Source organism: Dyella sp. 2YAF14, assembly GCF_052114725.1.
Taxonomy (GTDB): Bacteria; Pseudomonadota; Gammaproteobacteria; order Xanthomonadales; family Rhodanobacteraceae; genus Dyella.
Genome location: NZ_JBFRFH010000005.1, coordinates 41200 through 63492 on the forward strand (window position 1 = coordinate 41200; position 22293 = coordinate 63492).

Here is a 22293-nt window from a genome sequence, read left to right on the forward strand (position 1 = left end):
TGTGATCCTGTGCCTGCCCTGTTGGGCGTCTACGGGTGGTTTATCGGCCATGCCGTTGTTCGCTTTAGCGATCTTTGTCCCGGTCGGGCACCGCCGATGCGCTCAAAATGGGCCCTCAAGTTTTCTCGAAGGCCGCCGATGCCTAGGGCACGGACGGGCGCGCATGCCGCTTCGTTCGCAAGGAGCTACGCTTGATCATCCAACCCACCAGTCTCGCAGCCCTCGCCTGGGCCGGCGCTGCCTCCGGCAGTGCCGCCGAGAGCTGGCGCATCGGCACGGTGCTGTCCGCGCGTCCGCTGGGGATCAATCCGGACGGCATGATGGTGCTGCAGATCGGCGCCGTGGCCGTGGAAACCGAAGCGCCAAGCGGCCAACAGCTGCCGGCCCAGTTCCAGGTCCGCGTGCTCACCCTGGGCGCGCAGCCGCAGCTTGAGCTGATGCTGCCGCAGAGCGCTCCACCGGCAGCGCAGCTGGCGATGCGCGAACGCCTGCCCCAGCAGAATGGCTACGCGCCTTTGCTCGCCACGCTCGACGCGCTGGCCCAGCGCCCGGCGCTGCGCCAGCTGCCCGCCTACCTGCGGCCGGCACTCGCGGCGCTGGAACACGTGGTGCGCACGCCCACCGAAATCACCCGCGGCGAAGGGCTGGAAGAAGCGATCAAGCGTAGCGGCCTGTTCCTGGAATCGCAGCTGGCCGAGCCCAACCTGGATATGGCCGGGCTTAGCCAGGAAGACTGGAAGGGTGCGCTGCTGCGCCTGGCCAGCCTGCTCGACGACTACCTGCCGGCACGACGCGCGAGCAGCACGTCCAGCGAAACTCCACCTCCGCTGCAACAGCGCGGCCTGCAGGCGCAACCGCGCGCGATGCTGCCGTTGTCGCTGCTGGACGACGATGTCGACGCCTTGCTCAGCCGCCTGCATGGCGAAGTGCACGCGGCGCTGGCGCGCGTGGAAGTGGCCCAGCTCGAAGCCACCACCGCCTCCGCGTGGATGATTGAAATCCCGCTGCAGGGCGAAGACGGTCGCGACATCCTGCAGGTTCAATTGCAGCAGAACGCCGAGGGCGGCACGGGTTCGTCGTGGACGTTCGGTTTCGCCATCGATCTGCCCGGGCTGGGTCCGCTGCAGGGCGAACTGCAATTGCGCGACGTGCGCCTATCGGTGCGCCTGTGGGCTGAGCGCGCGGACGCGGTGCATCGACTCGAGCAACAGTTCGGCCCGTTGCGCCAGGCCTTGTCGGCGACCGGCCTGATCCTCGACCAGCTCTCCTGCCAGCAGGGGCTGCCGCAATCCACGCATCAACACAGTGCGATTCTGCTGAGGACGATGGCATGAGCAACGCACTGCCGCCCGCACGTCGCCGCGTCACCCTGCGTCTTTCCGGCGGTCCCAACGACGCGCATGCCAGCCCGGTGAGCCTTCCGCCGGAATCGCTGGAGACCTTGCTGGCGCGTGCGCGCGCACTGGGCATTCCGCTGCATCAGGATCCGCAGATGGCGGCGCTGCTCGCCTCGCTGCGCTTGCGCAAGGAAGTGCCTGCCACGCTGTATGCCGCAGCGGCAGCGGTGTTGTCGTGCATCTACGACGCGGCCGACGCGCCGCACTGAACGCACGTTTTTGCGAACGATGCGCGACGCGTAAAAACACGACACGTCCTTCATGTTTGGTCCGCAACAGTGATTCTGTACTCACAGGATCGCCCATGTCCCGTACCCGCAACTCCAACGTGCCGCCGGCGCAGCGCCAGGACGCACTGACCAAACGACGCAACACCAAGATGGCCCGCTCGGCGCATGCCTATGTGCGCGGCAACACGGCACAGTTCTACGCATGGCTGGACTCGCGCGCGGCACCGCGCCTGCCGGTGGGGCCGGCGATCTGGATCTGTGGCGATTGCCATATCGGCAACATCGGCCCGGTGGCGGACGACCAGGGCAAACTGCACATCCAGATACGCGATTTCGACCAGAGCGTGATCGGCAATCCCGCGCATGACCTAGTGCGGCTCGCGCTCTCGCTCGCCATGGCGGCACGAGGCTCGGACCTGCCCGGCATCACCACCGCCAACATGATGGAGGCGATGCTCGACGGCTACGAAGCGGCGTTTCCGGAAACCGACGATTCCGAACCGGGCATGCCCGGCACCATCAAGCTGGTGATGAAGCAAGCGGCAAAGCGCAGCTGGAAGTCGCTCGCCAACGAACGCACCAACGGGGCCGGACTTGAGTTGCCGCTTGGCAGCGAGTTCTGGCCGATCGTCGCCAAAGAGCGCAAAGCCATCCAGGCCATCTTCCAGCAGCCTGAGCTGGATGCGCTCGCCAAGCAGTGGCGGCAGCGCGATCCCACTGGCGAGGTGAACGTGCTCGATGCCGCGTACTGGCGCAAGGGCTGCAGCTCACTGGGCAAGTTGCGCTATGCCGCCTTGCTCGATGTGGATGGCAATGCCGTGGAGGGCGATGATCTGTGCCTGATCGACATCAAGGAAGCGGCCGCATCCATCGCGCCGCGCGCCAAACACGTGCGCATGCCGCGCGATCACGCCGAGCGCGTCGTGCTCGCCGCACAACATCTGTCGCCGGCGCTGGGCAATCGCATGCGTCCCGCGCATCTGCTGGACAAGCCGGTGTTTGTGCGCGAACTGCTGCCGCAGGATCTGAAGATCGACATCGCCCGCCTGCATCGCAAACAGGCGCGCCGCGTGGCGGCGTTTCTGGCCCACGTGGTGGGACATGCCCATTCGCGCCAGATGGATGCGGCGACGCGCAAGTCGTGGTGCCAGGAACTGCAACGCAATCATTCGCGCACCCTCGATGCACCGTCGTGGCTATGGCAGGCCGTGACCGGCCTGCTGTCGATGCATGAGCGCGATTATCTGGACCACTGCCGCCGTTACGTGGGCGGCCAGGCCTGAATCGTTCGCACAGAACAGTCAGAGCGTGACCGTGGCCGACAACATCGCCGGGTTGCCCTGCAGTCGATTGGTGACATCGAATTCGTGCAGCCAGCGCAGCGAGAATTCGACCTGGCCGCCCTGCCACTTCTTGAGGTAGTTGACCATCGGACCGACCGCCAGTGCGTGTCCCTTGAAGCCGCCAAGGAGATCGGCCGTCGGTCCCGTGTCGTTTTCCAGCTGATAAATCCAGCCGCCGACGGCGCCGATGCCCCAACCCGTCGGAAAGCGCTTTACCAGCAGCGTATCGAGGCGATACACCGACCCGTTCTGGTAATTGGTCGCCTTGTCCTTGGTGTAGAAATCCACCGCCGTGGTGGCGCTCCATTCCAGCGAGCCCTGGTCGAACAACCCGGTATAGCCAATGGTGGGCGAGAAAGTCCAGGTGTTGAGGCTGGCATTGGCCAGGCGGCCATCCTTGTAGTCGCCGGTGGGCGCATAGAAGTACAGCGAGAACGACATGTGCTGCGTCTGGCTGAAATGATGGCTGGCGATGACCGGCGCGAAGAACAAGTCGTACGGCCCCAGCACGTGGGACGACTTGCTCGCGCTGAAGCCGCCGAGCCGTGCGTTGACGTTGGCGTCGACGTAGGCAAACGGCATGGTCATCATCGAGGCGAAATTCCACGACGAAGGCGCCGTCTTCCAGATGTACAGGCCGGTGATCGTGGCCAGCTGGAATTCCGCCTTGAGGCCAAGCGCTGAGCCGCCGCCGGCGATAGGCACCTGCTTGGATGCGCTGATCGATCCGTCGTAATACGCGTAGCCGTATTGCCAGGTCAGCCCGGGGGCCGGGGGAATCAGGCCCGAATACGACGTTGCCTGCATACCCGTGATGGAGCGCCCGACGCCGGTTTCCGTGGCATGCAGTGGCAGGGCCAATAGCGCAGCCAACAGGGCGCAATACAGCGCGATTCGTTTCATGACAGCTCCGGGCGTGGCGCGACGGCATGCGCGTTTCGTGCGGCAGCAGCACTGCCCGCACGGCCTCAGCCTCTACGGATCAAAGGAGCCGGACAAGCGAAAATCCACCTACTGGATCTACGTAGAAATACGCAGAACGGCACCCGGGCCGCGTGTCAAAAAAGCTGCGTCGCGGCGGGTCCATTGTGCGGCGTCAGCGCCGTTTCAGATCGCAGCACTGCGCTGCTCGCGCTCCACGCCACCTTCCGGAAAGCGCGCAATCGCCTGCTGCGCCGCCTGTTCCAGCGACGTGACGACTTCGTTGAGCTCGGCATTGACCGGCGGCTCCACTTCCGTCGCCGCCAGGGGCTCGGGAAAGAACACACCGACCAGGCAGGCATCCGGAATCCCGCGGTGAGTCAACGCAACCGCCTCATCGAAGCTCTCGCGCTCCTTGGTCGGGTGGGTGCTGACGATGTAGACCATCGACACGGCATTGGGGGTGGCTTCCGGATGCGGCTCGGCGTCGAAGGCCGCGAAATCCTCGACGGAAAGATGGCGCGCATCGATATTCAGGTCGCGCAGGATGCGGGTGAGCAGTTCAGTGGCAAAGTCGCTGGCCACCGAACCCAGGCCCAGGCAAAGCACCACCGAGCGCGGCGCTACGGCGAGCGGCCCCTGCCAGCGGCCGAACGCATCTTCGCGATGCTGGCGCAGGCTGCGGCCGATGCTCACGCTCTCGAGCACCGAGCTGCGGCGGCGCCAGCGCGCCCATTTGCTTTCATGGCTGTCGAGCGTCTCCACCACGGTCACGATGGCGCGCTTGACCGCGGTCTGCTGTTCGGTGCTGATCGCGCCAGCCGCAAGGTCGATGCGCGCCAGCTGCAACGCGGGCAGCAGCACCGCGTCGCAATATGCGGCGAAGCTTTTGCGTTTCAGGAATTCGCGCGCCTCGCTCAAGATCTCGCTCGCATCGCCCGACAAGGCGCGCTGATACACGCGTTGCGGCATGGTCAGCGCCGGCGTGTCCCCGAGCAGGATATTGAGCAGGTTCAACGCCTGCACGTGACGGCCCGCCACCACCAGGCAAAGCGTCAGCGGCGTGGACATCAGCAGGCCCACCGGACCCCACAACCAGCTCCAGAAAATCGCGGCCACTACGACGGCGAGTGGCGACAGGCCCGTGGTGTGCCCGTACAGAAACGGCTCGATCAGCTGCGACACGATGATCTCGACCACCAGGTACAACATCACTGTCATCAGCAGCAGCGACCAGCCCGGCGCCACGGCGGCCGCGAACAAGCTCACCACGGCAGCCACCAGCCACACACCGATGTAAGGCACGAAGCGCATCACCGCCGTGAGCAGGCCCCACAGCAGGGCGCTGGGCACGCCGATGACGGCCAGGCCCAGCCAGATCGCCACGCCTACGCCAAAGTTGACCGAGAAAGTGGAGATGAAAAAGCGCGAGAGCCGCTCGCCTGCATCGTTGATCGCGGCCGTGGTGGCGCGCAGGTCCGCACCGCCGGCGAGACGGATGAAGCGGTCGCGCAGGGCTTCGTGTTCCAGCAGCACAAAAATCAGGACCACCAGCACGATGCCCGCCGTTTCCACCGGGACCCACGCGGTGGACAGCACCCGGGTGATCACCGACACCGGCGCACTAGGCAGCTTGGTCGCGGTTGATGCCGGCTTGGGCACGGCAGGCGCGTTGGTCAGATAAGGGGGCGCGGCCGCACCCGTGACAGGTGCCGACCCTTGGCCGGATTCGTCGATCACCTTGCCCAGTTCGCCACTGAGGAGATCCAGGCGTCCCACCGTTTGTTCGCGCAGCGACTGCACCTTGGTGTGAATGGTCGCCTCGTATTGCGGCAGGCTGCGCGCCACATGCACCACCTGCGTGCCCATCATCGCCGTCGTGCCGGTGACGATGACCACCAGCGCCAGCACCGCAATCATCACCGACATGCCGTGGCCCAGGCCGATGCGGCGATACAAGCGCACCCATGGCGCCATCAGCAGGCTGAGAAAGAGCGCCAGGATGATCGGCACCAGCACCTCACGCCCGAAGTACAGCAACGCCAGCACCGATGCCGCGGCGATGATGACCACGGCGCGCTGGCTCGCCGTCACGGCGGGCAAAGTGGGGTCTTGCGACGACATGGGCATCTCCTCTACACCGCGGCGTGTCCGGGACGACGACGTCGTCCCGGATAGCGCAAGGATAGCCTTGCCCGATGTCGGTTGGGTCAGGCCGCTTCTTGTTCCAGCGGCAAGCGGCACAGGCGGCGCACATCCAGCAAGGCTACGAAGCCGCCCTGTGATGGCAATACGCCGTGCACGGGATCGTCTTCACGCGCCATGGCGCCCGGCAGCGGCGGTGCGATATCGGCGGCTGCGGCGTCCAGCAGGTCGCCAACCGCGTCCACGCGAATGCCGACCAGATGCGGACCGTGCGAGAGCATCACCTGACGCACCTGGAATGGGTCGACACGCATTTCGTCGGGCAGCCCCAGGCGCCGGCGTCCATCGAGCACGGGCACAATGCGGCCGCGCAGGTGACGGATGCCCAGCACGTCGTGCGCCGAACCCGGCACCGGGGTCAGCTCGCCATCGCGCAACACTTCGCTCACCTGCGTCAGCGGCGCGGCATACAACTGCCCGCCGATGCGGAAGGACAGCCAGTGCTGGGCGTTCTGTACATGTTTCATGGCGATGGCTCCCCGACGGTGGAATGGGTGTTGGGTACTACCGGCTTGCAAATCACGGGCCATGCTCCGGCGCGGCCACGTGGGCCGATCCCACGGTGATCGCGCCCGCCGCGACGTTGGGCAGACTGGCGCGTGGCGTCACTTCCGGACCGGAGTCGACGTCCTCCGGCACGCTGCGCTGGGGCTTGGCGAGGATTACCTGGTTCACCGGAACTTCGTCGATCAACCGTGGCGCCACCACTTCCACCGTGGGCACGGCTGTGGCGGGCTTGGTGTTGGCGACCACGGCGGCGCTGGCCGGGGACGCGACAGAGGCTGCGGGAGCCGGGGCGCCCTGCCTGTCGGCGGTGAGCTGGCCTGCGCCTGGTGCATTGTTTTCCAATCGCTTGGGCTCGCCTTCTTCGCTGAGCACCACGATCAGCACGCGGCGATTGCGATTGCGACCGTCTTCCGTCGCGTTGTCGGCATTGGGGTGGTATTCGCCCCAGCCCATGATGCCCAGGCGGGTCGGATCCACGCCCTGCTCCGTGAACAGGCGCGCCACGCTCGCCGCGCGGGCGGCGGACAGCTCCCAGTTGGACGGATACATCGCGGTGTTGATCGGCCTGTCGTCGGTATAGCCCTCGATGCGCACCGTATTGGGGAATGGCTTGAGGATCGAGGCCATGCTGTTGAGCACTTCGTTGGCTTCCGGCGACAGTTTCGCCACGCCGCTGGGGAACAGGATGTCGGTACGCAGCTCCACTTCCAGCCACGAGGTGGTCTTGCGCACGATCACCATCTGCTTGTCGATCAAGGGCTGCAGCGCGCGCACCACCTGGTCGCGGATCACTTCGAGATTGCGCTTCTCCTCCACCGGCGAGGCGGCACGGGTATCCACGGCGCGCACCATCTGCGGACGTCCCGGAATGGGCACGCTTACCGGGATGGTCGCCGCGCCCGGCTGGCTCCCCGGCGAGGCAATCGCCGGATCGACATTGTGCGGCTGCGCACGCGTCTGCGGCATCGGCGCGATCACGTGGCTGGAGCCATTGAACGCCTCGATGATGGAGTTGGACATCACGCGGTACTTGCCTTCGTTCACCACCGAGACCGCGTACATCACCACGAAGAAGGCGAGCAGCAGCGTCATCAGGTCGGCGTAGGGAATGGCCCAGGCCTCGTGATTGACGTGGTCTTCGTGGTGTTTCTTCTTCCTGGCCACAACGCTGCGCCTCCGTTACGCCAGGTAACCCTGGAGCTTCGCTTCGATCTGGCGAGGGTTGGCGCCCTCGGCGATGGAGACGAGGCCTTCGATGAGGATTTCGCGCATCTGCGTCTGCTTGTGGATCAGCGCCTTCAGGCGCGCCGACATCGGCAGCATCCACAAGTTGGCCAGCGCCACGCCGTAGATCGTCGCCACGAACGCGGCGGCAATGCCGTGGCCCAGCTTGCTCGGATCGGCCAGATTCTGCATCACCGCCATCAGGCCCATCACCGCGCCGATGATGCCCATGGTCGGCGAGAAGATGCCTGCCTGCTCGAACACTTTCGCGCCGGCCAGATCATGGTGTTCGCGCGCGCCCACTTCGACTTCGAGCACGCCGCGGATGGCCTCGGGCTCGCTGCCGTCGACCAGCAGCTGCAGGCCTTTGCGCACGAAGGTGTCGTTTTCCGCGTCGATCTGCGGCTCCAGGCCCAGCAGGCCCTGGCGACGCGAAATTTCGCTCCAGCCCACGATGCGGCTGATCAGATCCGATGGCTGGTGCTGCGGCGGCTTGTACACCAGCGGGAACATCGACATCGCGTGCTTGAGCACCTTGCCGGAGTTCTGCACGAGCAGTGCCGCGATGGTGCCCATGAACACGATCACGAACGCCGCCGGATTCCACAGCGCTTCCACGCTGGAACCCTTGAGGATGGTGCCGACGATCACGACCACGAAGGCCAGGATCGTCCCGATGAGACTTACCAGATCCATGTCAGGTATTCACTCGGAGGGATGGGAGGAGTTGACCGTCGCTGCCGGACAAGCCGGCAAGATCCATCACCAGCGCAAGACGGCCGTCGCCGGTAACGGTGGCGCCCGCCACGGCGGGCACGCCTTCGAACAGGGGGCCGAGCGGTTTCACCATCACGTCTTCGCGGCCAAGCACTTCATGCACCAGGCAGCCCAGGCGCATATGGCCGATGTGCAGCACCACTACGTGGCGACCCGGCGCAGCGTCCACACCGATCCAGCCGCCAAGGTTGGCCAGCGCGAGCGCGCGGCCGCGATGCGAAGCCACCGCACGCCCGTCCAGTTGCTGTTGCTGCCCCGAGGCCAGTTCGAACACTTCATCGACATTGCTCAGCGGCAGCGCAAGCAGACGCGAGCCCACGCGCACCATCAGTACGCGCTGGATCGCCAGCGTCAGCGGCACGGCCAGCTCCAGCGTGCTGCCTTTGCCCAGCTGCGAGCGCACCGACAAGGTGCCGCCCAGCTCCACCACGCGCGTCTTCACCACGTCCATGCCCACGCCGCGACCGGAGATGTCGGAGACGGTGGCGGCCGTGCTGAAGCCAGGGCGGAAAATAATTTCGTAGCATTCGTTCTCGGTGAGGCGCGAAGCCTGCGCCTCATCCATCACCCCCTTCTCCACCGCCTTGCGGCGCAGGATCTCGGGATTCATGCCGCGCCCGTCGTCGGACACGGTGATCACGATGCGCTCACCGCGCTGGCTCGCGCCCAGCGTGACCTTGCCCTTGCGCGGCTTGCCGGCGCGTTCGCGTTCGTCCGGCATTTCCACGCCGTGATCGAGCGCGTTGCGGATCAGGTGCACCATCGGATCGGCGAGCGCTTCGACCAGGCTGCGATCGAGATCGGTGCCCTCGCCTTCCTGGATCAGTTCCACTTCCTTGCCGAGCTGGCGCGAAAGATCGCGCACGATGCGCGGAAAGCGCTGGAACAAGCGGCCCACCGGCTGCATGCGCATGCCGAGCACGGCGTTCTGCAAGGCATCGGCCACGCGATCGAGTTCGGTGGCGGCCAGCTCGAGCGTTTCATCGCCGGTCTTGGCCGCCAGGCTCAGCAGTCGGTTGCGCACCAGCACCAGCTCACCGGCGCGGTGCACCAGGGCGTCGAGGCGGGCGGTGTCCACGCGCACGGTGTTTTCGGGCGCCGGCGCCGCCTGCTTAGCCGGTGCGGCGGCGGGAGCAGGTGCGGGGGCAGGAGCGGATGCCGGCGCGCTCGCGCCCGGTAGTCCGCCCTTGCCGTGAAGATTGTCGAGCAGCGATTCGAACTCGTCGTCCGAGATCGTGCCTGCGGTTGACGATGCGACGGCCGCGTTCGTCGTCGCGCCAGGCTGGCCGCCCTTGCCATGCAGGTTGTCCAGCAAGGCTTCGAATTCGTCGTCGGAAATGCTGCCCGATTCGGCCACCGCCGCGGGCGCACCCGGTGCGCCGCTGTTCCCGTAGAGGCTGTCGAGCAGGGCCTCGAATTCGGAATCGTCGATCGTGCCGTCGCTCGGCGGCGGCGCTACCGGCGCGGCCACCGGCTTGGGCGCCGGTGCAGCGGCCTTGCCCGGCGTCAGGCGTTGCAGCAGGCCAGCGGGCGGCATCGCCATCGCCGTGCCGCCGGCCAGCGCCGCCATCATGTCGTTGAGCAGATCCAACGCTTCCAGCAGCGCATCCATGCGGCTGGCATCGAGCAGCAACTGCCCGTTGCGCGCCACGTTGAGCAGATCCTCGGCGTGATGGCACAGCTGCACCATCGGCTCGATCGCAAGAAAGCCCGCGCCGCCCTTCACCGTGTGGAACGCGCGGAACACCGCGTTCAACAGTTCGGCGTCGCGCGGCGAGGCCTCCAGCCCGATCAGCTGATCGCCCAGGCGCTGCACCAGTTCCCCGGCTTCCACCAGGAAATCGTCGCGCAACTCGTTGTCGAACGAGGGATCCATCGATCAGAAACCGAATTCGCTCAACAGACGATCCGCCTCATCCTGGCTGGTGACTTTGACCGGGCCGGCGGCGGCTTCGCCCGACGCCAGCGCGCCGGTGAGGCTCACCAGTTCCAGCAGCGAGTTCTCCACGCTGCCGATGAAATTCACCACCTTCTTGATGCGCTGACCCGAAAGGTCCTGCCACGACTGCGCGACCACGAAATCGGCGAGGCCATCGCGGCAAGCATGGGCGAACGCCTGCGACTGCGTCGCCAGCACATGCGCAACTTCGCCTTCAGTGGTGCCATCGATCACGGCACCGGCGTTCTCGGCCAGCGCGTCGGCCTGCGGACGCATGCGCTCGACGAAATCGAGCGAGCGATGCGCGGCCTGCGAGCTCATTTCCAGCACGTCTTCCAGGTGCTTGCGTGCATCGGCGACGCTGCCCGGCACGCCTTCCTGGGCGAGGTCGCCGCCGAGGCGGCGCACCGCATCGTGCAGATCGCGCGCAAGCAGGCCGAGTGCGCGGAACACGCGCTGTTCGCGCTCGCGCACCAGCGCGTCGAGGGCCTTTTCAAAGGCAGCACCATCAGCGCTGTTGAGCAGGTCATGCAGTTCAGGCGGCATCGCTTCGCCGGCCATCAGGGAAACTTGTGCGTTCATGCGGTGGCTCCGCTGGCGGCCAGACGTTCGAAGATCTTGCTCAGCTTTTCCTGCAGGGTCGCGGCGGTGAACGGCTTGACGATGTAGCCGTTCACGCCGGCCTGGGCGGCGGCAATGATCTGGTCGCGGTTGTTCTCGGCGGTCACCATGAGTACCGGCATGCCCTTCAGCGAGGGCTCGGCGCGGATCGCGCGCAACAGGTCGATGCCCGTCATGTTGGGCATGTTCCAGTCGGTCACGACCATGTCGAAGGCGTTGTTGCGCAACATGGTCAGGGCGTTCTCGCCATCGTCGGCCTCCTGGATCAGGCCGTTGCTGAAACCCAGCTCGACCAGCAGGTTGCGAACGATGCGCCGCATGGTGGAGAAGTCGTCCACCACGAGGATCTTCATATTCTTGTCCAAACGCTTTCTCCGCTGCGCGTAGATATGACTTGTGTTGAACAGGGACGAGGGACGAATTGCGCGGACGCAACGACCGAACGTCGGTTCGACCCTGATCGGCGCAGCGACCGTCCGGGCTCGCGCCCTTGTTACTCGCCCCTCGCCCCTTTACGTTTTCCAGCCTTCCTCTCCTGCCCCTCATGCCAACCGCTCATCCGCGCTCGCAAGCGCACGATGGCCTGGCCGTGGATCTGGCACACGCGCGATTCAGTCACGCCGAGCACCGCACCAATCTCCTTGAGGTTCAGTTCTTCCTCGTAGTACAGGGACATCACCAGCTGCTCGCGTTCGGGCAGGCCGCCGATGGCTTCCACCAGGGCCTCGCGCATGCCTTCGTGCTCGACACTGTCCGCCGGGCTCAGGCTGTCGCCGTCGGCCACGTCGAACGCTGCGCCACCATCCGCATCGTCCGGTGCGGAAAGGCTGAGCAGGCGTGCACTCGCCGCGTCGGCCAGCACCTGGTGATATTCCTCGGCGCCCATGCCCAGTCGCCGCATCACTTCGGCGTCATCGGCATCAGAACCGGTTTCGATTTCAATCTGACGAACAACCTCCGCCATTTCGCGCACTTTTCGATGCACCGACCGTGGGGTCCAGTCGGTGCGCCGCAATTCGTCGAGCATCGCGCCACGGATGCGGATACCCGCAAACGTCTCGAAGCTCGCATTCTTGCCGGTGGTGAAATTGCGCGCGGCCTCCAGCAAACCGATCATGCCGGCCTGAATCAGGTCGCTCACGTCCACGCTGGGCGGCAATCGACCCATCAGGTGATAGGCGATCCTTCGCACCAAGGGAGCGTGCTGGCGAACCAGTTCGTCGGCACTCTGCCGCGTCAGCTGCAGATATTCGGAAGCCACACTCATGTCACCACCCCGTTGCTACTGCGGCCTGCCTGCTGAAAAAGGCGATGCGATCCAGGCCCAGTCGCTCGGGTTCACCCCATGTATCGACCGCACCCGCCAATTGCTTGAATGCCAATCCCGACCGGCTCGACGGCCACAGGTCCACCACCGCGCTCTGGCGACGGATGGCCTGCTTGAGTCGTTCGTCATGCGGGACATGGCCCATGAATTCCAGCGCCACATCGAGGAAGCGATCGCAAACTCGTGCGAGTTTCTGATGCAGCTGCCTGGCTTCGCCCAGGTTGCGCACCATGTTCGCCACCATGCGGAAGCGGCGCACGCCAAAATCGCGGCTGAGTACCTTGAGCAAGGCATACGCATCGGTGAGCGAAGCTGGTTCGTCGCACACCACCACCACCACGTCATCGGCAGCGGCGGCGAACATCGCCACGTTGTCGGAAAGTCCTGCGGCGGTATCCACCACCAGGTAGTCCGGCGGTGTCACCAGATCGTCAAACGCGCGGATCACCGCCGCGTGCTCGCCCGCCCCCAGCTGCGCCAGTCGACGCGTGCCCGAACCGGCCGGTACCACCTTGAGGCCGTGCGGCGCGGTCATCAGCAGATCCTCGATCGAGCAGACGCCGTCGAGCAGGTGGCCGATATGACGCGTGGGCGTGAGGCCGAGCAGCACGTCGATATTGGCCAGGCTCATGTCCGCATCGAGCAGGATCACCTGGTGACCCTGCACGGCGAGCGCCATGCCCAGGTTCACCGATACCGTGGTCTTGCCCACGCCGCCCTTGCCGCCGGCCACCGCGATGGCGCGGCAACGCTTGCGCGGCGCAGAGCCGCTCAATCCATACGCCTGGTCCTGGACCGGCGCCTGTCGGCTATGTCGTTCGGTCAGCGCACGCAGCATGCTTTCCAACCCCATCGCCTGGTTCATTGCAAAGACACCGCTCATGCACTTGCCACCGCTAGTCCGAAGCGATCCGCCATCACCACGTCATCGGCCGGCGCCGTGCCCTTGAGCACTTGCGCGGCACGGCACACCAGCACCCGCGCATCGGCTGTGGCGATGTCTTCGGGCACGCGCTGTCCATCGGTGACGTAGTCGAGCGCGAGTCGGTGACGGATCAGCACCGACAGCGCGCCGCCGAGGCTGGGAGCCTCGTCGAGTTTGGTGAGAATGCAGGCGTGCGGCTTGACCGGCAGGTAGGCGCGCACCGCTTCGTCCAGCGACGAGGCATGTGCATTCGCCGCCATCACCAGGCAGGCGCGCAGATCGCCGCCGTTGCCCAGCACTTCCAGCTGTTCGGCCAGGCGCGGATCGCCGCCGGCCAGGCCGGCGGTATCCACCAGCACGGTGTGGTGGCCGCGCAGCAATTCCAGTACATGGCGCAGGCTGTCGGCGTCGTAGGCGGGATACACGCGCACGCCGAGCAGGCGGCCGTAATGTTCCAGCTGCGCCGCGGCGCCAATGCGGTAGTGATCGGTGCTGACCAGCGCGACCTGCGATGCGCCGTTGCGCATCACCGCACGCGCGGCGAGTTTCGCGATGGTGGTGGTCTTGCCCACGCCGGTGGGACCGACCAGCGCAGTCACGCCACGACGCTCCGAATGGTCGCGCGGGCTGATCGACAGGCTGCGGCTGAGCACGCCCAGCGGCAGATAGCGCGCCTGCTCGGCGTTGATCTCGACCGGCAACTCGCCGACCAGCTGACGGGCCACATCCGGTTCGATGCCGAGCCGCGTCATTTCGCGCAGCACGCGGGCGCGCATCGGCTGACGGCGTTCCAGGTCGTTCCAGATCAGGCTGGACAGCTGCGTTTCCAGCAGGTCGCGCAGGCTGCCCAGTTCGGCGCGTACGCGTGCGGTGTCCTGCATGGCGCGTTCGAGCAAGGGGTGAATCGAGGCGGTGACCTCGCCAGCCACATTGGCCTGCGCAGATTCCACCGATGCGGATTTTTCTTCCAGCGCCTTGGCCTGCGATGCGGCCGGCTTGCGGGCCCCCAGCGTTTCGATCGTCGGCTCCATGCGCGGCGAGGCGGTGGCGCGACGCGAGAGCGACACGGTCACGCCATCGTCCTCGTGACGGTTCGCCGTCGGCAGCGGCGGCGGCATGACGTCGGCACGGCGTGCAACGGAGGCTTCCACATCGCGGTGCGACGCGGCGGCAGCCGGTGCGCGGTTTTCCACTTCCAGCGGCGCACCGTGGCGCGCGGCTTCGCGCACCAGGGCTTCGTCGAAATCCACGGCAGCGATGATCTCGATGCCGTCGTCCATCCGGCGCGTGGACAGGATCACCGCATCCGGTCCCTGGTCTTCGCGCACTTCACGCATGGCCTGGCGCATATCCGGGGCCACGAAACGCTTGATCTTCATGCCTTGCTGCTCCGCGAAACAGGGACGAGGGACGAGCGGCGAACCTGCGCGGCCGTGCCTCGTGGCACGTACTGCCCATTCGCCAACGACTCGATGTTTGCGCCCTCGCTACTCATCCCTATTCCCTCTCTCGTCTGCTTGATTCAGCGACCCAATGCCTGCACCAAACGCACTCGGCGGTTGTCCGGCACCTCGTTGTAAGCCAGTACGTGCAGGTTCTGTGCCACATGGCGAGTGAAGCGTGCGAGCCACGGACGCAGCTGCGGCGCGACCAGCAAAACGGCCGGTTCGCCGCTCATTTCCTGCTTGCGCGCAGCGTCGGCAACGCCTTGTTGCAGGCGGTCGGCGAGGCCTGGCTCCACCGCGGCGCCCGCTACGCCGCCATTTGCGAGCGATCCCAGCAGGATCTGCTCCAGCTCCGGCGCCAGCGTGATGACCGGGATCTCGGTACCGAGCCCGGAGATCTCCTGGACGATCTGGCGACCGAGCGCCACGCGTACGGCAGCGCTGAGGGCGCCGGGATCCTGACTCTGGTTGGCGTGCTCCGCCAAGGATTCGACGATGGAACGCATATTGCGGATCGGCACCCGCTCGGCCAGCAGGTTTTGCATGACCTTGACCACCACGCCCAGCGACAGGCGCTTGGGCACCAGGTCTTCCACCAGCTTGGGCGTGGTCTGCGCGAGGCGATCGAGCAGCTGCTGCACGTCCTGATGGCCGAGCAGTTCGTGCGCGTGGCTCTGCAGGATGTGCGACAGATGCGTGGCGACCACGGTGGCCGGATCGACCACGGTGTAGCCCAGACTCTGCGCCGTTTCGCGCTGGCCCGGTTCGATCCACAGCGCTTCCAGGCCAAACGCCGGATCGCGCGTGGCGATGCCTTGCAGCCCCTCCTGCACGCGACCGGGGTTGATCGCGAGCAGCCGATCGTTGTGCACCTCGGACTCGCCCATGGGCACGCCCATCAGGCTGATGCGATAGGTGTTGGGACCAAGATCGAGGTTGTCGCGGATATGCACCGGCGGCACCAGGAAGCCCAGCTCCTGCGAGAGCTTGCGGCGCACCGACTTGATGCGGCCCATCAGCTCGCCGCCCTGGTGCGTGTCCACCAGCGGAATCAGCCGATAACCTACTTCCAGGCCCAGCGGATCGACGCTGGCGACATCTTCCCAACCCAGTTCGAGACGTTCCGTCGGCGCGGCCGGCGGCGGCACCTCGGCGGCAGCTTTCGCCACGCGCTCAACCGCTTCGCGATCGCGCTTGATCATCAGCCACGCCGCACCGCCACACGTGCCGCCCAGCAGCAGGAAGGCGATATTGGGCATGCCCGGGATCAGTCCCATCACGCCCAGCACCACGCCCGCCACGGCGAGCGCACGCGGCTGGCCGAACAGTTGGCCGACGAGCTGCTTGCCCATGTCGGTGGACTTGGACACGCGCGTCACGATCACCGCGGTGGCGATGGACAGCATCAGCGACGGTACCTGCGCCACCAGGCCGTCGCCGATGGTGAGCAGCGTATAAGTCTTGGCGGCTTCACCGGCGGAAAGCCCGTGCTGGAAGATGCCGACGAAGAAGCCGCCGACGATGTTGATGATCAGAATCAAAATGCCGGCGGTGGCGTCGCCGCGCACGAACTTGGAGGCGCCGTCCATCGAGCCGTAGAAGTCCGCTTCCTCGCGCACTTCCTGGCGACGGTCGCGCGCCTGTTCCTGGTTGAGCAGGCCGGCATTGAGATCGGCGTCGATCGCCATCTGCTTGCCGGGCATCGCATCGAGGGTGAAGCGCGCGGTCACTTCGGACACGCGGGTGGCACCCTTGGTCACCACCACGAAGTTGATGATGGTGAGGATGGCGAACACCACCAGGCCCACCGCGAAATTGCCGCCGATGACGAACTCGCCGAAAGCTTCGATCACCTTGCCCGCGGCGCCAGGGCCGTCGTGGCCATTGAGCAGCACCACGCGCGTGGAGGCGATGTTGAGCGCGAGGCGCAGCAAGGTCGCCATCAGCACCACGGTGGGAAACGCGGCGAATTCCAGCGGGCGCATCACGTAGATCACCGCCAGCAGGATCACCAGCGACAACGCGATGTTGAAGCTGAAGAGCATGTCCAGCAGGAACGGCGGCAGCGGCAGCATCAGCATCGCCAGCGCGGCGAGCATGATCACCGGCGCACCGAGGCCGCGGCGTCCGAGCATCTTGAGATTGCCTAGGGCAGTCGTGTTTGCCATCACTGTTCCGTCAGAACTTGTAGGGACCCATCAGGTCCGGATCAACATCGGGTTGCGGCGCCGACGGCGGCGCATCACCGCGCGACACCGCCTGCTTGAGCTGGAAGACATAGGCGAGCACCTGCGCCACGGCGACGTACAGCGCCGAGGGAATCTCGCGATCGATCTGGGTCGTGGCATACAGCGCGCGGGCCAGCGGCGGCGCTTCCACGGTGGGGATGCGATGGCTGGAAGCGACCAGGCGGATCTGCAGCGCCAGTTCGTCCATGCCCTTGGCGATCACGCGTGGCGCGCCCATGCGGCCTTCGTCGTAGCGCAGGGCCACGGCAAAGTGCGAAGGGTTGGTGACCAGCACGTCTGCCTTGGGCAGCTCCTGCATCATGCGCTTGCGCGCCATCTGGAACTGCAGTTGGCGGATGCGGCCCTTGAGCTCGGGGTTGCCGTCGCTTTCCTTCGATTCGTCCTTCAGTTCCTGGCGCGTCATGCGCAGGCGCTTGTTGTGGTCGAACTTCTGGTACAGCGCGTCCGCGCCACCAATCAATGCGAGGATGGAGCCGAACAACAGCGCGCCATGCCCCAGCAGACTCATGGCCTTGAAGGTGCCGGCGCGCACTTCACCGACGCCGGTCGCCATCAGGTCGTCCTGCCAGTTTTTCAGCACCATCACCAGGATGCCGCCGATCAGCAGCAGCTTGAGCAGCGACTTGGCCAGCTCCACCAGGCCGCGCATGGCGAAGATGCGGCCGAGACCCTTGATCGGATCAAGCCGCTCGAACTTGGGCTCAAGCGCTTCGGCACTGAAATTGAGTCCGCCCAGCAACAGCGGCGCCGCGAGCGCGGCCAGCATGGTGGCCAGCGCCACCGGGGCAAACAGCGACATCGCCTCGTGCATCGCCATCGAGAGCGCGCGTCCGGGCAGTTGCTCGGAAAACAGCGCAGCGCGATCGTAGGTCAGCCCCAGTCCATAGATGCGCCTGACGTGTTCCATGGCCGCTGCGCCGCCATTCATCAGCGCGGACACGCCGGCAAGCACCACCACGGCACCTGACAAATCGCGCGATCGGGGGACATCGCCCTTTTCGCGCGATTCGCGCAGGCGCTTTTCGGATGGTTGTTCAGTGCGTTCCTGATCGTCGTTCTCTGCCATGGCGTATCCCTCAACCGCCCGCCAGCTCGTGCATCAACGTCCATGCGGTGTTCTGCAGGGACTGGAAGGCACCCGGCAAGGTGTGCAGCGACAGCCATAGCGCGACGAAACCCAGGGTCACCGTGATCGGGAAACCTACCGCGAACAGATTCATGGACGGCGCCGCGCGACTGATCGCGGCAAAACCGATATTGACCATCAACAACGAAGTCATCGCCGGCAGCGCCACGCGCACGGCGCCACCAAACAAATGGGTGGCGAATGCGACCACGGCATACAAGCCCTTGGGATCGATCACTGCCTGCCCCGGCGGCAAACTGTGAAAACTGTCGGCCAGCAGCGAAATCAAACGCAGATGCCCGTTCATGGCGAGGAACAGCAGCATCACCATCAACAGATAAAACTGGCTGAGCACCGGCGAACTGCCACCGCCACGCGGGTCCACGGTTTCGGCAAAGCCCAGGCTCATGCTCTGTCCGACCAACTGGCCGCCGAGCGACACCGCTTCGAAAGCCAGTTTCAACACGAAGCCGATCGATGCGCCCATCAACAACTGCGCCACCATGGTGGTGATGCCGTCGGCCGTCATCGGATCGATCGTGGTCGGCGCGAGCGGCGCCAGCACCACGGTCAGCATCAACATGATGGCAAGGCGAAAGCGCTGCGGCAGCACCGAGTCGCCGAACACCGGCGCGACCAGGCACAGCCCACCCACGCGCGCCATCGCCCACAACAGCGAGCCAATCAGCCCCTGCAACTGGGCGAGCTGCACCGTGGTCACTTCACTGCCCCGGGCAGACTCTCGATCAACTGGCGCGTGAACTGCACCAGCGTGCGCAGCATCCAGGGGCCGGCGATCAGCGCGACCGCGGCCATGGCGACGACCTTGGGGATGAAGCTCAAGGTCATTTCGTTGATCTGCGTGGCGGCTTGCACCACACCGATGATCAGGCCTACCAGCAGTGCGGTGAGCAGCAGGGGTGCGGCCACCATCATGGCGACGTAGAGCGCGTGCTGGCCGAATTCGATGACTGACTCAGGCGTCATGAGTAAAAACTTCCCGCCAGCGTACCCAGCAGCAAGGTCCACCCATCCACCAGCACAAACAGCATGATCTTGAACGGCAGCGAGATGATGGTGGGCGACACCATCATCATGCCCATCGACATCAGCACGCTGGCCACCACCAGGTCGATGATCAGGAACGGAATGAACAGCAGGAAGCCCATCTGGAACGAGGTCTTCAGCTCACTGGTGACAAAGGCCGGCATGGCGACGCGAAACGGCACGTCTTCCTTGCTGGCGTACGGCTGCTCATTGGCCAGGTGCGTAAACAACTGCAGATCCGCATCGCGTGTCTGGTCGAGCATGAAATGCTTGAACGGTGCGGCGGCGGCAGGCACCGCCTGCTCGGCCGTCATCTGGCCGTCCATATACGGCTTCACGCCATCGGCATAGGCGCGATTGAGTACCGGCGACATCACGAACAGCGTGAGGAACAGCGACAGGCCCAGCAGGATCTGGTTGGACGGCGTGGAACTCGTGCCAAGCGCCTGACGCAGGAAACTCAACACGATCATGATGCGCGTGAATGACGTCATCATCAGCAGCACGGCCGGCAGCAACGTCAGCACCGTCATCAGCGCCAGCAGCTGCAACGAGAGCGTCCAGTTCTGGGCGCCGCCCGGCGCGTTCTGCACGGTCAGCACCGGAATACCGGCCGGCGACGACGGCATCTGCAGCATGGAAGGCATCGCGGGCATGGCCGGCGCCGCCCACAGCAGCATCGGACACAGCATCAGCAAGACCAGGAGAATCCAACGAGCGTGCTTCATCACTTGCGCTTCCAGCGGGCCAGCACGTCGCCGAACGGCGCGATCGGCGGTTGCGGACTGGCTTCCGGCGCGGGCGCCACGCCTTCATAAACGTGCAGCGTGCGCATGCCGCCCTGCCCCATGCCGATCAGCAGACGCTTGCCGTCTGCCTCCACCAGCATCAGGCGATCGCGCGCACCCACCGCCATGGTTTCCACGCAGCGCATGCGGCGCCCGCCCGGCGTCGTGCGTGCCTGCAGCCGACGGCTGAACCAGCCGGCCACGAAGATCAGCGCAATGATCGCCGCGAGACTCAACACCACGCGCACCAGCTCGCCACCGACATTGATCTCGGGCGCAGCGGCAACGGGAAGGACCAGGGCCATCATCGTGCTCACCGCAACTTGCGCACGCGCTCGGCCGGACTGATCACGTCGGTGAGACGGATACCGAAGCGGTCGTTGATCACCACCACTTCACCGTGCGCCACCAGCGTGCCGTTGACGAACACGTCCAGCGGTTCGCCGGCGGAGCGATCCAGTTCCACCACAGAGCCCTGGTTGAGCTGCAACAGGTTGCGGATGCTGATGCGGGTGCGGCCCACTTCCATGGCGAGCGTGACCGGTACATCGAGAATCATGTCGAGGTTGACTTCGGAGCCTTCGCCCAGCGGGGCGCTCAGCTGATCGAATTCGACGCGCTGGGTAGCGCTGGCGGCGTCATTGGGGGTCATGCGAGGTCAATCTCCAGGGTGGTTTCGGTCGACAGGCGCACTTCGCGGCGCCCCGTCTGGGCATGGAAGCGGACGGCAGTACGGCCGTTGTGCTGGCCGTAGCGGCCACGGAACACGGGCACGTCTTCGGCGAATACCGTGCTGAATTCCGGCAGCTGGATCGGCAGCACGTCGCCCGGACGGAGGCGCAGGAATTCGCCGATGCTCAGGCGCGTTTCGAGCAGCAGCGAGCTGAGCTCCACTTCCGCATCCAGCACTTCGTCCTGCAGCGTTTCGGCCCAGCGGTGATCGCGATCGACGCGGTCGCTCTGCACGCCGGCGTCGAGCAAGGTGCGGATCGGCTCGACCATGGCGTACGGCAGGGTCAGATGCACTTCGCCGCCACCGCCGTCGAGTTCGATATGGAATTTGGACACCACCACCGTTTCGGTGGGGCTGACGATATTGGCGAACTGCGGGTTGATTTCGGAATTGAGGTATTCGAAGTTGAGCGGCAGCACCGGCGCCCACGCTTCCACCATCGAGGCAAACAGCTCGGTCAGCATGATCTGGATGACGCGGTTTTCGGTTGGCGTGAAATCGCGGCCCTCGATGCGCGCATGGAAACGGCCGTCGCCACCGAAGAAGTTGTCGATCACGGTGAACACCAGGCGCGGCTCCATCACCACCAGCGCGGTCCCGCGCAGTGGCTTGATGCGCACCAGGTTGAGGTTGCTGGGCACGGCCAGCGCATGCACGTACTCGGCGAACTTCATCATCTTCACGCCGAGCACCGACACTTCGCAGGTCTTGCGCAGCACGCCGAACACGGCCGTGCGGAAGAAGCGCGCAAAGCGATCGTTGACCATTTCCAGCGTGGGCAGGCGACCGCGCACGATGCGGTCCTGCTGGGTGAAGTCGTACGAGATCACCGCATCGGGCGGCAAGGGCTCGTCATTGCCCGTTTCGACGGCGCCACCTTCCACGCCGTCGAGCAGGGCATCGATTTCTTCCTGTGAAAGCAGGTCGCTCATCGCCGCTGTCCCGTCACTGCATCACGAAGCTGGTGAAGTACAGCGCTTCCACGCCCGGACGCCCCAGGCGCTTCTCGATGATCTTGCGCACCGCGTCCAGCGCCTGCGCCTGCAGTTTCTGCTTGCCCGCGGCGTCGCTGAGAATCGAGTAGTCCTGGCTGCTGAACAGCATCACCAGCGCATTGCGGATCACCGGATCGGCATCCTTGGCCGCCGCCAGCGCCGCCGCATCATGCGACATCAGGCTCACACCCACCTGCAGGAAGCGCATGGACTGGTCGTCCTTGAAATTGACGACAAACGGCGGATCCAGCATGAGGTACTGCTCCTGCTTGGACAGCGCTACCTTCGGCTCATCGCCCTCCGCACCATGCGCACTGCTGCGAGAGTTCATCACCAGGTAACCAGTCACACCGGCCATGGCGAGCAACGCCACGCCCATCATCAGCACGAGCTTGTTCGATCCCTTCTTGGGCGCTGCGGCCGCCGCTTCTGCTTGCTCGTTCTGAGCCATGCGAAATCAATCCCTATCAAAGTTCAGTCATCGGCCACCCGCC

Annotated in this window: 23 protein-coding genes; 3 read left to right on the plus strand and 20 right to left on the minus strand. The window is 65.5% G+C overall.

The genetic code is table 11. The features are described 5' to 3' along the window. The first annotated feature begins 191 nt into the window (after window positions 1–191). The 3 genes from fliK (at window position 192) to AB4Y82_RS10055 (ending at window position 2910) form a co-directional block, all read left to right on the plus strand. Entirely contained in the window at window positions 192–1334 is a 1143-nt protein-coding gene (gene fliK, locus AB4Y82_RS10045) for a flagellar hook-length control protein FliK (RefSeq protein ID WP_441602956.1), read from the plus strand. Then, a complete protein-coding gene (locus tag AB4Y82_RS10050) occupies window positions 1331–1606 on the plus strand; it encodes an EscU/YscU/HrcU family type III secretion system export apparatus switch protein (RefSeq protein WP_441602957.1) in 276 nt (91 codons plus the stop codon). The genes fliK and AB4Y82_RS10050 overlap by 4 nt, the downstream gene beginning before the upstream one ends. Before the next feature lie 95 nt (window positions 1607–1701). Further along, a complete protein-coding gene (locus tag AB4Y82_RS10055) occupies window positions 1702–2910 on the plus strand; it encodes a DUF2252 family protein (protein ID WP_441602958.1) in 1209 nt (402 codons plus the stop codon). Between the two features lie 18 nt (window positions 2911–2928). Here AB4Y82_RS10055 and AB4Y82_RS10060 read toward each other — a convergent pair whose 3' ends face one another. From AB4Y82_RS10060 to AB4Y82_RS10155, 20 genes are all read right to left on the minus strand, one after another. Continuing rightward, entirely contained in the window at window positions 2929–3873 is a 945-nt protein-coding gene (locus AB4Y82_RS10060; protein WP_441602959.1) for a SphA family protein, read from the minus strand. A gap of 204 nt (window positions 3874–4077) precedes the next feature. Further along, the gene (locus AB4Y82_RS10065) at window positions 4078–6015 is read right to left on the minus strand and encodes an AI-2E family transporter (protein ID WP_441602960.1); all 1938 of its coding nucleotides are present in this window, start codon (window positions 6013–6015) and stop codon (window positions 4078–4080) included. Window positions 6016–6101: 86 nt separating this feature from the next. Beyond that, the gene (locus AB4Y82_RS10070; protein ID WP_441602961.1) at window positions 6102–6563 is read right to left on the minus strand and encodes a chemotaxis protein CheW; all 462 of its coding nucleotides are present in this window, start codon (window positions 6561–6563) and stop codon (window positions 6102–6104) included. Window positions 6564–6615: 52 nt separating this feature from the next. Continuing rightward, window positions 6616–7767: a flagellar motor protein MotD gene (motD, locus tag AB4Y82_RS10075; RefSeq protein ID WP_441602962.1), complete on the minus strand. Its 1152-nt coding sequence runs from the start codon at window positions 7765–7767 to the stop codon at window positions 6616–6618. Between the two features lie 15 nt (window positions 7768–7782). Next, the gene (locus tag AB4Y82_RS10080) at window positions 7783–8523 is read right to left on the minus strand and encodes a flagellar motor protein (protein WP_441602963.1); all 741 of its coding nucleotides are present in this window, start codon (window positions 8521–8523) and stop codon (window positions 7783–7785) included. A 1-nt stretch (window position 8524) separates the two neighbouring features. Then, entirely contained in the window at window positions 8525–10480 is a 1956-nt protein-coding gene (locus AB4Y82_RS10085) for a chemotaxis protein CheA (protein WP_441602964.1), read from the minus strand. Between the two features lie 3 nt (window positions 10481–10483). Further along, a complete protein-coding gene (locus tag AB4Y82_RS10090) occupies window positions 10484–11125 on the minus strand; it encodes a protein phosphatase CheZ (protein WP_441602965.1) in 642 nt (213 codons plus the stop codon). Further along, window positions 11122–11529, minus strand: a complete 408-nt coding sequence (cheY, locus tag AB4Y82_RS10095; RefSeq protein WP_121882234.1) for a chemotaxis response regulator CheY — start codon at window positions 11527–11529, stop codon at window positions 11122–11124. Before cheY ends, AB4Y82_RS10090 begins: the two co-directional genes overlap by 4 nt. 128 nt (window positions 11530–11657) lie before the next feature. Next, window positions 11658–12431, minus strand: coding sequence for an RNA polymerase sigma factor FliA (locus AB4Y82_RS10100; protein ID WP_441602966.1), 774 nt, complete (start codon window positions 12429–12431; stop codon window positions 11658–11660). 1 nt (window position 12432) lies between these two features. After that, window positions 12433–13374, minus strand: coding sequence for a nucleotide-binding protein (locus tag AB4Y82_RS10105; protein WP_441602967.1), 942 nt, complete (start codon window positions 13372–13374; stop codon window positions 12433–12435). Continuing rightward, window positions 13371–14795, minus strand: a complete 1425-nt coding sequence (gene flhF, locus AB4Y82_RS10110; protein ID WP_441611260.1) for a flagellar biosynthesis protein FlhF — start codon at window positions 14793–14795, stop codon at window positions 13371–13373. The genes AB4Y82_RS10105 and flhF overlap by 4 nt, the downstream gene beginning before the upstream one ends. A 143-nt stretch (window positions 14796–14938) precedes the next feature. Then, the gene (gene flhA, locus AB4Y82_RS10115) at window positions 14939–17029 is read right to left on the minus strand and encodes a flagellar biosynthesis protein FlhA (protein WP_441602969.1); all 2091 of its coding nucleotides are present in this window, start codon (window positions 17027–17029) and stop codon (window positions 14939–14941) included. Between the two features lie 10 nt (window positions 17030–17039). Continuing rightward, window positions 17040–18176 (minus strand): flagellar biosynthesis protein FlhB, encoded by a 1137-nt coding sequence (flhB, locus tag AB4Y82_RS10120; protein ID WP_441602970.1) that lies wholly within the window; start codon window positions 18174–18176, stop codon window positions 17040–17042. A 10-nt stretch (window positions 18177–18186) separates the two neighbouring features. Then, window positions 18187–18957 carry a flagellar biosynthetic protein FliR gene (gene fliR, locus AB4Y82_RS10125; protein WP_441602971.1) on the minus strand — a complete coding sequence of 257 codons (771 nt, stop codon included), beginning with the start codon at window positions 18955–18957 and terminating at the stop codon, window positions 18187–18189. Next, complete coding sequence (gene fliQ / locus AB4Y82_RS10130) at window positions 18954–19223, minus strand: flagellar biosynthesis protein FliQ (protein ID WP_046973101.1); 270 nt, start codon at window positions 19221–19223, stop codon at window positions 18954–18956. Before fliQ ends, fliR begins: the two co-directional genes overlap by 4 nt. Then, window positions 19220–20011, minus strand: coding sequence for a flagellar type III secretion system pore protein FliP (gene fliP, locus AB4Y82_RS10135; protein WP_441602972.1), 792 nt, complete (start codon window positions 20009–20011; stop codon window positions 19220–19222). The genes fliQ and fliP overlap by 4 nt, the downstream gene beginning before the upstream one ends. Next, window positions 20011–20379 carry a flagellar biosynthetic protein FliO gene (gene fliO, locus AB4Y82_RS10140; protein ID WP_441602973.1) on the minus strand — a complete coding sequence of 123 codons (369 nt, stop codon included), beginning with the start codon at window positions 20377–20379 and terminating at the stop codon, window positions 20011–20013. Before fliO ends, fliP begins: the two co-directional genes overlap by 1 nt. A gap of 5 nt (window positions 20380–20384) precedes the next feature. Next, entirely contained in the window at window positions 20385–20723 is a 339-nt protein-coding gene (gene fliN, locus AB4Y82_RS10145; protein WP_441602974.1) for a flagellar motor switch protein FliN, read from the minus strand. Then, window positions 20720–21736 carry a flagellar motor switch protein FliM gene (gene fliM / locus AB4Y82_RS10150; protein WP_441602975.1) on the minus strand — a complete coding sequence of 339 codons (1017 nt, stop codon included), beginning with the start codon at window positions 21734–21736 and terminating at the stop codon, window positions 20720–20722. Before fliM ends, fliN begins: the two co-directional genes overlap by 4 nt. Window positions 21737–21749: 13 nt before the next feature. Next, a complete protein-coding gene (locus tag AB4Y82_RS10155) occupies window positions 21750–22250 on the minus strand; it encodes a flagellar basal body-associated FliL family protein (protein WP_441602976.1) in 501 nt (166 codons plus the stop codon). Between the last annotated feature and the right edge of the window lie 43 nt (window positions 22251–22293).

Bases quoted from the DNA above. Each gene is read 5' to 3' on its own strand.
- fliP (WP_441602972.1), bottom strand. From the start codon at position 20,011: ATGAAGCACGCTCGTTGGATTCTCCTGGTCTTGCTGATGCTGTGTCCG.
- AB4Y82_RS10065 (WP_441602960.1), bottom strand. From the start codon at position 6,015: ATGTCGTCGCAAGACCCCACTTTGCCCGCCGTGACGGCGAGCCAGCGC.
- fliM (WP_441602975.1), bottom strand. From the start codon at position 21,736: ATGAGCGACCTGCTTTCACAGGAAGAAATCGATGCCCTGCTCGACGGC.
- AB4Y82_RS10100 (WP_441602966.1), bottom strand. From the start codon at position 12,431: ATGAGTGTGGCTTCCGAATATCTGCAGCTGACGCGGCAGAGTGCCGAC.
- flhA (WP_441602969.1), bottom strand. From the start codon at position 17,029: ATGGCAAACACGACTGCCCTAGGCAATCTCAAGATGCTCGGACGCCGC.
- AB4Y82_RS10090 (WP_441602965.1), bottom strand. From the start codon at position 11,125: ATGAACGCACAAGTTTCCCTGATGGCCGGCGAAGCGATGCCGCCTGAA.
- AB4Y82_RS10070 (WP_441602961.1), bottom strand. From the start codon at position 6,563: ATGAAACATGTACAGAACGCCCAGCACTGGCTGTCCTTCCGCATCGGC.
- AB4Y82_RS10055 (WP_441602958.1), top strand. From the start codon at position 1,702: ATGTCCCGTACCCGCAACTCCAACGTGCCGCCGGCGCAGCGCCAGGAC.
- AB4Y82_RS10085 (WP_441602964.1), bottom strand. From the start codon at position 10,480: ATGGATCCCTCGTTCGACAACGAGTTGCGCGACGATTTCCTGGTGGAA.
- flhB (WP_441602970.1), bottom strand. From the start codon at position 18,176: ATGGCAGAGAACGACGATCAGGAACGCACTGAACAACCATCCGAAAAG.
- AB4Y82_RS10080 (WP_441602963.1), bottom strand. From the start codon at position 8,523: ATGGATCTGGTAAGTCTCATCGGGACGATCCTGGCCTTCGTGGTCGTG.
- AB4Y82_RS10105 (WP_441602967.1), bottom strand. From the start codon at position 13,374: ATGAGCGGTGTCTTTGCAATGAACCAGGCGATGGGGTTGGAAAGCATG.
- flhF (WP_441611260.1), bottom strand. From the start codon at position 14,795: ATGAAGATCAAGCGTTTCGTGGCCCCGGATATGCGCCAGGCCATGCGT.
- fliQ (WP_046973101.1), bottom strand. From the start codon at position 19,223: ATGACGCCTGAGTCAGTCATCGAATTCGGCCAGCACGCGCTCTACGTC.
- AB4Y82_RS10155 (WP_441602976.1), bottom strand. From the start codon at position 22,250: ATGGCTCAGAACGAGCAAGCAGAAGCGGCGGCCGCAGCGCCCAAGAAG.
- fliN (WP_441602974.1), bottom strand. From the start codon at position 20,723: ATGACCCCCAATGACGCCGCCAGCGCTACCCAGCGCGTCGAATTCGAT.
- AB4Y82_RS10050 (WP_441602957.1), top strand. From the start codon at position 1,331: ATGAGCAACGCACTGCCGCCCGCACGTCGCCGCGTCACCCTGCGTCTT.
- fliO (WP_441602973.1), bottom strand. From the start codon at position 20,379: ATGATGGCCCTGGTCCTTCCCGTTGCCGCTGCGCCCGAGATCAATGTC.
- AB4Y82_RS10060 (WP_441602959.1), bottom strand. From the start codon at position 3,873: ATGAAACGAATCGCGCTGTATTGCGCCCTGTTGGCTGCGCTATTGGCC.